At 40.3% G+C, this 9,517-nt stretch carries 13 protein-coding genes; 1 reads left to right on the forward strand and 12 read right to left on the reverse strand.

Features of this window, described 5'->3' with window-relative positions:
• Nucleotide 1 precedes the first annotated feature (1 nt).
• Nucleotides 2-94 (forward strand): IS3 family transposase, encoded by a 93-nt coding sequence (locus tag NGR58_RS09350; RefSeq protein WP_407077141.1) that lies wholly within the window; start codon nt 2-4, stop codon nt 92-94.
• A gap of 433 nt (nt 95-527) precedes the next feature.
• Here NGR58_RS09350 and NGR58_RS09355 read toward each other — a convergent pair whose 3' ends face one another.
• From NGR58_RS09355 to NGR58_RS09410, 12 genes are all read right to left on the reverse strand, one after another.
• The gene (locus NGR58_RS09355; RefSeq protein ID WP_258089245.1) at nt 528-2,378 is read right to left on the reverse strand and encodes a hypothetical protein; all 1,851 of its coding nucleotides are present in this window, start codon (nt 2,376-2,378) and stop codon (nt 528-530) included.
• Between the two features lie 31 nt (nt 2,379-2,409).
• A complete protein-coding gene (locus NGR58_RS09360) occupies nt 2,410-2,781 on the reverse strand; it encodes a hypothetical protein (protein WP_137600843.1) in 372 nt (123 codons plus the stop codon).
• A 191-nt stretch (nt 2,782-2,972) separates the two neighbouring features.
• Entirely contained in the window at nt 2,973-3,275 is a 303-nt protein-coding gene (locus tag NGR58_RS09365) for a hypothetical protein (RefSeq protein WP_137600842.1), read from the reverse strand.
• A 27-nt stretch (nt 3,276-3,302) separates the two neighbouring features.
• Nucleotides 3,303-3,671, reverse strand: coding sequence for a hypothetical protein (locus tag NGR58_RS09370; RefSeq protein ID WP_258089246.1), 369 nt, complete (start codon nt 3,669-3,671; stop codon nt 3,303-3,305).
• Nucleotides 3,672-3,699: 28 nt separating this feature from the next.
• On the reverse strand, nt 3,700-3,903 hold the full coding sequence (locus NGR58_RS09375) for a hypothetical protein (RefSeq protein WP_258089247.1): 204 nt from the start codon (nt 3,901-3,903) through the stop codon (nt 3,700-3,702).
• A complete protein-coding gene (locus NGR58_RS09380) occupies nt 3,875-4,462 on the reverse strand; it encodes a hypothetical protein (protein ID WP_258089248.1) in 588 nt (195 codons plus the stop codon). Before NGR58_RS09380 ends, NGR58_RS09375 begins: the two co-directional genes overlap by 29 nt.
• Before the next feature lie 6 nt (nt 4,463-4,468).
• A complete protein-coding gene (locus NGR58_RS09385; RefSeq protein ID WP_258089249.1) occupies nt 4,469-4,876 on the reverse strand; it encodes a thioredoxin family protein in 408 nt (135 codons plus the stop codon).
• 7 nt (nt 4,877-4,883) lie between these two features.
• Nucleotides 4,884-6,113 (reverse strand): phage tail tip lysozyme, encoded by a 1,230-nt coding sequence (locus NGR58_RS09390; RefSeq protein ID WP_258089250.1) that lies wholly within the window; start codon nt 6,111-6,113, stop codon nt 4,884-4,886.
• A 3-nt stretch (nt 6,114-6,116) separates the two neighbouring features.
• Nucleotides 6,117-6,341 (reverse strand): hypothetical protein, encoded by a 225-nt coding sequence (locus tag NGR58_RS09395; RefSeq protein ID WP_258089251.1) that lies wholly within the window; start codon nt 6,339-6,341, stop codon nt 6,117-6,119.
• 1 nt (nt 6,342) lies between these two features.
• The gene (locus NGR58_RS09400; protein WP_258089252.1) at nt 6,343-8,295 is read right to left on the reverse strand and encodes a type IV secretion system protein VirB4; all 1,953 of its coding nucleotides are present in this window, start codon (nt 8,293-8,295) and stop codon (nt 6,343-6,345) included.
• An 18-nt stretch (nt 8,296-8,313) separates the two neighbouring features.
• A complete protein-coding gene (locus NGR58_RS09405; RefSeq protein ID WP_258089253.1) occupies nt 8,314-8,958 on the reverse strand; it encodes a hypothetical protein in 645 nt (214 codons plus the stop codon).
• The gene (locus NGR58_RS09410; RefSeq protein ID WP_063067207.1) at nt 8,959-9,297 is read right to left on the reverse strand and encodes a hypothetical protein; all 339 of its coding nucleotides are present in this window, start codon (nt 9,295-9,297) and stop codon (nt 8,959-8,961) included.
• Between the last annotated feature and the right edge of the window lie 220 nt (nt 9,298-9,517).

The raw sequence follows: 9,517 nt of genomic DNA on the forward strand, positions 1-9,517 counted from the left end.
TATCTATTACTACAATAATAAACGGATTAAAACAAAACTGGCCGGAAAAACTCCGGTTCAATACCGAAATCTTTCCGACCAGTTAGTTGCTTAAACTTCTCTCCAATTTTTGGGGTTCAGTTCACAACTTTGCTGGCTTTTTTTGTGCATCAATCCGGATTTCATGGACCGACAGAAGAAACAATCTAATTGTAGTAAAAATATAGAGAATCATAAAAAAGCAATTATCTATATTTAATTTGCTACACAAAAAATTCCATTTATTCAATATATAAAATATCATGAATTGGAAATAATTTTGAATTATTTGATAGTACGACATTATTATCTTAAAATCCCAATACCTGACCTTGTTAAAGCAGTACTTAATAAATATAATGTAGAGCCTTGCTCTTTAAACTCTTATTACGTCCCCCCTCTCCTCTGATGTTTAATGTCTTATTAGTTGCTGATCATTCAGCAATCATCATGATCAGGAATCGAACCTCATTCAGTCTAAAACTGACCACCAGGCATGACGGGTTTGCTCACGATTGTGAGACATGTTCAGTTGCTTTTTGCCGACTTTTAAATGGATGTAACCACTTCGCTAACTTTGCTTGGCGGGCTTGTTGTGCCAGTTGTTGATGCTGCGCTAAATCAACTTGATCACTCTGCAAGCGATGCTCATATTGTTGATTAACAGTGGCCAATTGTTGCTTCACACGTTCTAAGTCTTCCTGCGCTGTTTCAGCACGGAACTGCCACTTAGAAGATTCTGCTTTCAATTGACCTATTTGACCTTCCAGGTCTATTCTAACTGACTTGAGTTGATCATGACGTTCCTCAAGATTAAGCACTTCAGCATTGGCAAATTGCAAGCGCTCCTTTTCAGCTTGTGCTTGGTCAGAATCCTGACGGATGCCCAGGGCCTGCTCGTGTTCTTGAATAAAATCTTGGCGGTGCACTTCAAGACCACTTGATAATTGTCGATAAGTATTCGTCAATAATTCGTTAGCCTCTTTTTGACCAGCAACAATTTGATCTATCACCTTATGACGTTTAAATTCTGCTTGATTGTAGCGTAATTGTTGCACTTCCTGTTCAATATATTGCGTTTGCGTTGTAATAATCTGGGCAATCTCATGTTGAATAATTTGATCACGGTCGGCTGTTAATTTCTCCGTGGTCTTTGCTTTATCAGCCGTTAAATTTTGTTCAAGTTTAGCTAATGTTTGTGTATGGCGTTGTTCTTCATCTGCCACAGCTTGTTGATAATCGGACTCTAACGCTCGTAGTGAATTATCTAAACGTTCCCCATAATCTTTGGTATGCCGTTGTGTCACTTGTTGTTTAACAGGGGTTTGCCAATCCGTCGCAAGTAACTCATCAATGGCTTGTGTATCCTCATGCACATCAGCAATGTTTTGCGTCAAAGTTTCTCGATAAGCATCGGCCACTTTATCAGCAGTTTGTTGCATGAAAGTATTAGCTTCTTGTGTTTCCCGCGCCATCATCACATCAACATAGTTATCACTTTCCGGGACCACAACCTGTTGTTCATCAATTGATGCGGTCTTAAAAAACGACGTTTTCACATCAAAAGCCTTAATCAGACTAGCGATGGTGACCGAACTGTTATCAGACTGTGTCACGAATTGTGCTTTAACCGGTTCATCATGGACTACTGCAGGCGTTGCTTCTGATGATGCCTGACTAGTGGCACTAATTGATTCAGATGCAGCTTCTGATGACTTCACTTCCTGTTTAGTTGGTGTTACTTGCACATCAGCATTACTGTCCTGCTCGTTAGCTTGCTGTCCAACGGGCGCTGCTTCACTAACTATCAAACGTTTAGGTAATAAATGAATAATTTGATTATTTTCTACAGCTTCTACATATTTTTCTTCACTTGGTAATTCTGGTAACTCTTGATAAGCAAAGCCACCTAAATCACGACTGGCTGCCAGAAAACTGGTTAAGGATTCCGCTAAGTCAGTATAAGTCAAATCATCATCTAAACGAACTTGTTCATCATTCAAAACTTGATTAACCGTTTCTACAACAAAATTTTCCATATCCGGCTTAACAGTGGCTTTTTCCCACGTGATACCCGTTTCAACCACCTTTTTGGGATTTTGCGGATCAACTGTAAAAAAACTAACGTCACCTAACGGGACAACTTCACCTGTTGCCGTTGCCACGATTTGTTGTAATTTTTCTGTCAGTGCTTTTAATTCATCTAATTTTAAATTCGGCCACGTTTGTGCAATTTGACCGGTTTCTGCAATGATATTTTTGATTAATGGATTTTCACGATCCAAGTTAGATTTAACAATCTGTGCCCGATAAGCACCTAAATCAATCGATGGTCGTTTTCTTGTTTTCAACCAGGGCATATCTGACCTCCTTTCGAGTTAATTTGTTCCTTTAAAATGGCCATTGCCAAGTAAAGCCACCACCAGCACTGGTAACGGTTTGAACAATCCAGGTAACCCCCAAACCTAAGCATAGAATTCCAACGATGCTGGCTAAACCAATCATCACTTTTTTGGTACCAGAAGCATGTAGCATTTGATTACCTGATGCCATCATAGCAATTCCTAAAGCAGCCCCAATCGCCCCTAAAACAACTGTTAGTAAAATTAAGAAAGTAATTACCTTACTTCCGGTATTCTTAGCAGTTTCTTCTAGTGCGGCAGCATGAATTAAAGTAGCTTGACTGCTGACCAATAAAGCTGTCCCAGCACTAAGAGCGGTTGCGGATAATCCTCGTGACCAAGGTTTTGTTACTGTTGTCATAATGTGACCTCCAAAATAATTATTATCACTATCTCTAGTGCAACCCTATCGTAACGAATTTTTAAAAGCCTATGTAAAAGTGTCCCAAAGAAATTTTTAAACTAAAAAGAACAACCGTTCAACTTGACAGTGCAAAATACCAAATGAACAGTTGCTCCTTAAAATCTAATTACCTAAGTCAGTTAAGTTTTTTAGAAGTTTTTAGGTTTTAAAAAAGACTGATAACCCTCGTTATTATTAAACCGAATAACATGATCATTCATTCTAAATTGACGACTACCATGTTGATCAGCTTTGACCATTGCTGTACGTAAATGAACTTGTGTCACCCGTAAAAATTCACTTAACTCAATTAGGTTACTAAAATATTTAACATAATCAACAATATAATGACCCTGTGCAGAATTTTGCCATAAAGCGTGTCCTAATTCTTTTGCAGCCGAACTACTTAAATCCCCCTGACCAGCAGCCATAAGTTGTGGTATCCAGTTCATATCTGCCACCTTTCTTATTTACATTTACTAATCAACTGTTTCCGTGCTATCAACAGCGATATTGTAAATTCCTCGTTGCTCAATTTTCACTAATTTATCAGTCTCTCCATCATACGTTATCTGAAAGACTTTCACCGTGTCTTTGCCATCTTCATCTTCAAAATTCAATCTTTGAGTTGTATAAACCGTGGCTTCTAATTGTTGATCAGTAATCTTCGTCGGGATAATTTGATTTTTTACAAAGGTTGACTGTAAGCCTAACTGGCGGGTTTTACTATACTTATCTTCTTTGAATAATTTTCGATTGTCATACACAGCCTGACTGACCACTTTTTTGGCCGCTTTACGACGGTGATTATAGCCTTTTTGATCGTCGTAATTAAAGTAAGCACTCATAAAGGTATCCAATCGTTTTTCTGTTTGACTATATAGGGGGGCGTTCCCGTTCAAATTTGGATACCTTTTGTTGCGTTTGTTGTTGCTGTAAGTGGTCTTGCTGTTGGGTTTGTGTTGCTTTTTGATTAGCACCCATGAAAATAAAAACAAAACCGATAACAATTACCACCACGCTCAAGCCACCCCAAATAAAATAAAAGCGCTTAGTAGGTTGTGTCGTTGGCGTTCTCACTTGCTTTCACCTCCCCTAATTGAATATCTTCGACGCGTAATTGATGCTGGTATTTACTTAATGTGACTAACACCGTAAATTTTGCTTTCGTATGCCTGGTTTTCGCTTTTTTATCATCCGAGACACCAAAGGCTTCAATTTCAATCTGACCATCACCGACAATTTCCCCATCGGCCATTTTGTTAAACTGCAAATCGTACTGGGATAGTTTCATGCCACTATTCATACCAGCCAATGCTTGAATCGCTGTATAAGCATCAGCATTACCGTAGGTCTCATCTTTGGCAGTAATGTCACCTTTCTTGGTTGCACTGGCTAAGGCACGGTCTAAAAAAGCTACCGTACGTTTTTGATAAATTGCATCATTAACCAATTTTTCTTGCTTTTGCTGTTGTTTTTGCGTCGCTCGTTGCTTCTTTTGCACTTGTTGTATTTGATTATGCGTAATCTGTTGTTGTTTGGTTTGTTGCTGCCAGTAGATAATCGCTAACCCGGCAAAGAGAACGCTTAATCCTAAAACCAATTTGACTAGGCTCCGATATAGCTTTGGTTTATCCATCAACCTTTACTCCTTTATTGCTTTAATGACTTTTGTCAATCGTTGGGGATTATTGTCCCCCGAGTATCGTGCAACTTCTTGACCACCTCTTAAATGAATCACAGTTGGCACCTCAATAACATTGTATTTTTGGTATAATTTTGAATCTTTCGTGTCGACAATCACGTAATGATCGGCTTGGCCTTGTTTAATCGTTTGATTGACTTGGCGGACTACTTGCTGACAGTCGGGACAACCGGTTTTGTGAAAAATCAACACAACGTCATCTTGCGTTGTTTGTTGTTGCTGTAAAATTTGTTGCGGTTGCTTGGTGTCATGGTAAGTGTAGTTCTGCCAGGTCCAATATCCACCAGCTGCAATCGCTAGACTGGCTAATAAGACGACAATCGTTTTTGCATATTGTTTGACTTTCATCATTCACCTACTTTTTGTCTTTGGTTTGATCCGTTGAGAATGGACCTGCAGGTACGGTTTGGCCTTTAGCTGGAACAGCTTTGCGGGGTACCCTTGATAGATAATCACCGCCACTGACTAACCCATCGGATTGTGGTGCAAAGGCCGGCTTCTTTTTGTTGACGCCAAAATGCACGTGCACACCCGTTGCTAGACCTGTTTGTCCCTGGTGTGAAATATGTTGCCCTTTATGGATGGTATCCCCTTTATTAACGACGATAGAGCTTTGTGAAGGGGCATGCCCGTAATAGGTATAACTACCATCATTATTTTTAATCACGACATAATTACCACCGGTTGAATCCGAGGTTTTGGCACACACCTTACCGTCGGCTACAGCATAAACATTGCTGGCATCACCCGTTTCTTTCGCGCCGACCGTTTGGAAATCCACTCCATAATGTGGGCTACCGCCGGCACCTTGATAATTGGGATACCCACCGGTGATATTGTACTGTCCTTTAATTGGTAAACCAGAACTCGTCCCCGTTGAAGGCGGGCAATTATTTGGATTTAAGGTTGCCCCACCTTGAGCCGTGTTTGAATCACCACCCGTTAAATCTGTTAAATTGCCGGAAAAATCTAACTTAAAGACTTTTTTGACTTTTTGTGCGGTGGCTAAAGTTTCCGTGGCTTTTCGTTGCGGATCGGAAGCAGTAACACCTTCAAAATGCACGTCCCAGGCTTCCAGTGAGTGGGTTAAGTCAGCATTGTGCATATCTGATAACGTCGCTGCATGTGTCGTCTTTAATTCTTTAATGGCTAAGTTGATTTGACTATCCACATTGTCCTGCGTATCTTTATATCGGTTACCATTCACATTACCGGCACCCCATTGCCAAATTCCTTTCACTTGACCGCCAGGATTAACGGCTTTGGGATTAAATTGACTTTCACGCAAGCCAACTGCTAACGCAGCCGCAATGTTATCACCACTCATATGTAACTCATTTTTAAATTTATCTGCTGCGGTCTGCATCGCTTTGTGAGTATTTGATTTACTGTCTTTCCAATCACCACCAATACCTGCACCGGATGGTGTATCGTTATTGCTGGGGTAACAGACGCTACTATCATCACCGCCGCCACCGGCTAATAAGCTGATGACCACCAGAAAAAAGAAAAACAAACCCAGTAAAACAAGTAGTACCGGAATTAAAACTTTAACCCAAAACCAAATTGTGATGGCTTTTTTCATCGGCTAACCCCCAATCGCTTGCAGCAACAAAATAATACCCAACACTAAGAAAATTACGACGGTGATTAATAATAAGCGCAGTGTGCGTTTCACCACAGTTGGATCTTTTTTAGGCCACTCACCAGTCTCCTTATAGTGCTGGTAATCACGTTCTGCATCTGCACGAATCGTACTGGGCTTGTACCGATGCAAACGACTTACTGCTGGTTTCTTTTCGTGTTTACTCATATTAGATACCCCCACCATACATCCGTAGTTCCTCGTCAGTTGGTCGGTAAGCCGTTATAAAGATGGACTGGAAGCCACGTAAGATTAATAGAAATTGTCCCACTTGCAGCATCGGTAACGTATTTAACTGATCCGGCGTGGCATCTGAACGACTCGTCACGTTGGCATAACGGTTTTTATCATCTTCTGGTAACCGCCCAATGTGATGATTTTGAAAACGATTGAAAAAATCGGTCATGGCACGGGCTTCTTCTGAATCTTGTTGTTGTCCCGTGGGTAACACGTTTTTTAAACCAGGGAAAATCATAAACAAGCCAAAATAATTCTTACGTTGCTGTTGCATCATTTTGTCAGCAAAGGAAATGCCTAACGGGTTCATATAATTGATGACATCGTCTGCCTCATCCTGAATCCACCAAAAATATTTAGGAGCTGCTGTACCATCTGCGACGGTTTCTTTGGTGAACTCACCACGTTGTTCACGTGCAAGTTGTTCATACCCATTCATCACGACATAGGAATTCATCAAGGACATGATACTAAAATACTGGGCTGCGTAAACCTTTGGGTCCCATTCGGACATCCCAGCAGTATCGAACATGATAAGTTGTTCATTTGATAAATCAGGAACGTTTGTATGCCCATTAACCTTTGAACCATACTGGTTTAAGAGATTATTAAGGACCATCACAATGTTATCTAGTCGTTCCCGATTATTCCCCGTAAAATCACGAGCATTCAACAGACGCGCTTGCAGATAACTGATAAATGTTTCTAACGTCGGATAAGCATTGGCATCCAAACCAATAATCCGTAATTCTTCTGGGTGATCTTCTGGTGAATATGACCACATTTCTTGATCTTCGATATAAAAGCGACGTAATTCATCCATGAATAGATTTAATTCACCAACACCTGCTTCAGGATTTAACGTGGCATAATACGTTTTGACTTTTTCTAAGTGTTGTAAGAAAGAATTAATCACATCAATTTGACCAGTTTCATCTAGGACCGTCCCGAAGACATGCAGAATATTAACCCGATTTTGGGAACCATCCATCGTTAAAATCAGTCCCCCTAATTGTTGAATATGTGGGAAATAGCGACGGGTCCGATCAAATAACCAAATCGTATCACCACGGGCAAAGAGTGGATCTAATTGTTGATGCATCCAGGTTGATTTTCCTGAACCGGCGTCACCAATGATTAAGTTATAAGCCGTTGTGCGGTGTTTACCATCAGAGTGACTCGGATCAAACGTCACTTCGCCACCTTGAAACGTCGTGGCCAAGTTTGCACCACGCGCGTCTGCCAAAAACGTTTGATTAAAGGCATAGGTACCTGCCAATGAGTAAGATTTTATCGGAAAACCCTTATCTTTCAACGCTAAATCTTGTACTTTCATTGCAGGTACAAAGAATTGACGCATGTGGTTAGCCATTTCACCGGCATAAACCATTGATTTATAGTTACTCAACCGTTGGCGAAGGTCATCTAGTTTCATACGTAATTTTTCAATCGTACGTTCCGTAAATAACACGCGGACATACAGACGCTTATAAATTTCTTGGCCATTCAACGCATCGTTTAAATCGGCCATATTTTGTTGGTATTCATTGCTGGCTAACAACTTGCGCTGGTCATTTTGCCATTTGTCCCCTAAGATGGCGTTATTAGCATTAGCCGCATCTTGCAAGGCTTTTTCGACTTTGGCACGACTTTCAGTTCCCACTTTAAGAATCGTAATTGTATTATCCGTATCCAACAAATTACGGAACCACATTTGTTGTTGGGTTTCTTTGGGATAGTCATAAATCGTCACGATGGTGCCGACCCCATTACCAAAATGAATATAATCTGAATGGTAAATAGTTGGACTCGGATTTTGAACCTGCCAGATTAAATCTAAGTCATACCCTTGATTGCGTAATTTAGCCGCAACACTGCGTTTCATAAGGAACCTCCTTTTTTGCTATTGATTTAGTTGCTGTGTTGGATCTTGTAAGATTTGCAACATCGTCTTTTTTTTATCTAATGACATTGGTTGAGCTGTGATCGCCCGTCCGCCGGAACTCATAAAGATTTCTCTGGCGGTCCGGGTTTCTGCTGCGGACTCCCCGTAAATAAACGCCGTATAACTTTGGTGCTTCACGTTTTCTGCTACATGTCGTAAACTTTCTATTTGGCGAGTTACTAATTGATAACGCAGTTGTAGTTGACGGTAACGACGTTGATCGGTAGTCTGGGCCATTTCTTGATCAATCGCTTGCCGATTAGCTAACCAAGCCCGTTGTTGAATCGTTGTTTCGGCTGCCATTCGTGTGATGATAATATCAAAATCACTGGTAAACGTATTGAGTAGTAAATGATAATCTCGAATAATATTAGAAGCCCCTTCAGAACCGACTCCATAAACGAAATCTAAATCCTTCCCGTAAATCGTTAACATATCCATATAGCCAGCATCTTGTTTGTTTTCACCTGCTAACACTAACAAGTTATCGTCACCTTCGAAGCGTTTAAACGGCAATAAATCTAAAACACCGACTTGCGGCCGGCGTAATTCAGCAAGTTGCTTGAGAGAAAATTTTTGCTTTTTGGCTTTTTTGAATCCCATTTAATCCTCCTTCTCCAGTGGCATACATTTCATCGACCCATGAAGACTTTGTGAACTAACGGTTTTAGGACCACGCACAAACACTTCATCAATCACTAAACTATTGGGGTTACTGGGTGCTGGTAGAATCGCATAAATTGCCGTCACGACCATAACCACCAGAAAAAAGCCTTTGGAAAAAGTAAATTGATAAGAAAATGCTTTGGAGAGCATGATGTACGTAAAGAGGAAGAAGCCCCCCAGTACGGCGAGTCGTTCAAAATTTAAAAATAGCAATCGAGGTTGTTTTTGCCAGATATTGTTACCTGGTGAAAATTCACGATAATTGTAACCTTGCATAAAAATGCCACCTTTCAATAATTTATTTCTTTGATTAACTACCGATATCGTAACGAATTTTTAAAAGCCTATGTAAAAGTGTCCCAAAGAAAAAGGCTCTATACTTTCTAGCGTGAAACTAAAAATTTCACGCTTTTTATTTCGCCTTTTTCACAAACAAAAAGACACCAATAAGATACCGGCGTAAAATGTAATCGACGAAAAAAAACAGATACGAGGT

This window comes from Weissella fangxianensis (genome assembly GCF_024718545.1).
Lineage (GTDB): Bacteria > Bacillota > Bacilli > Lactobacillales > Lactobacillaceae > Weissella > Weissella fangxianensis.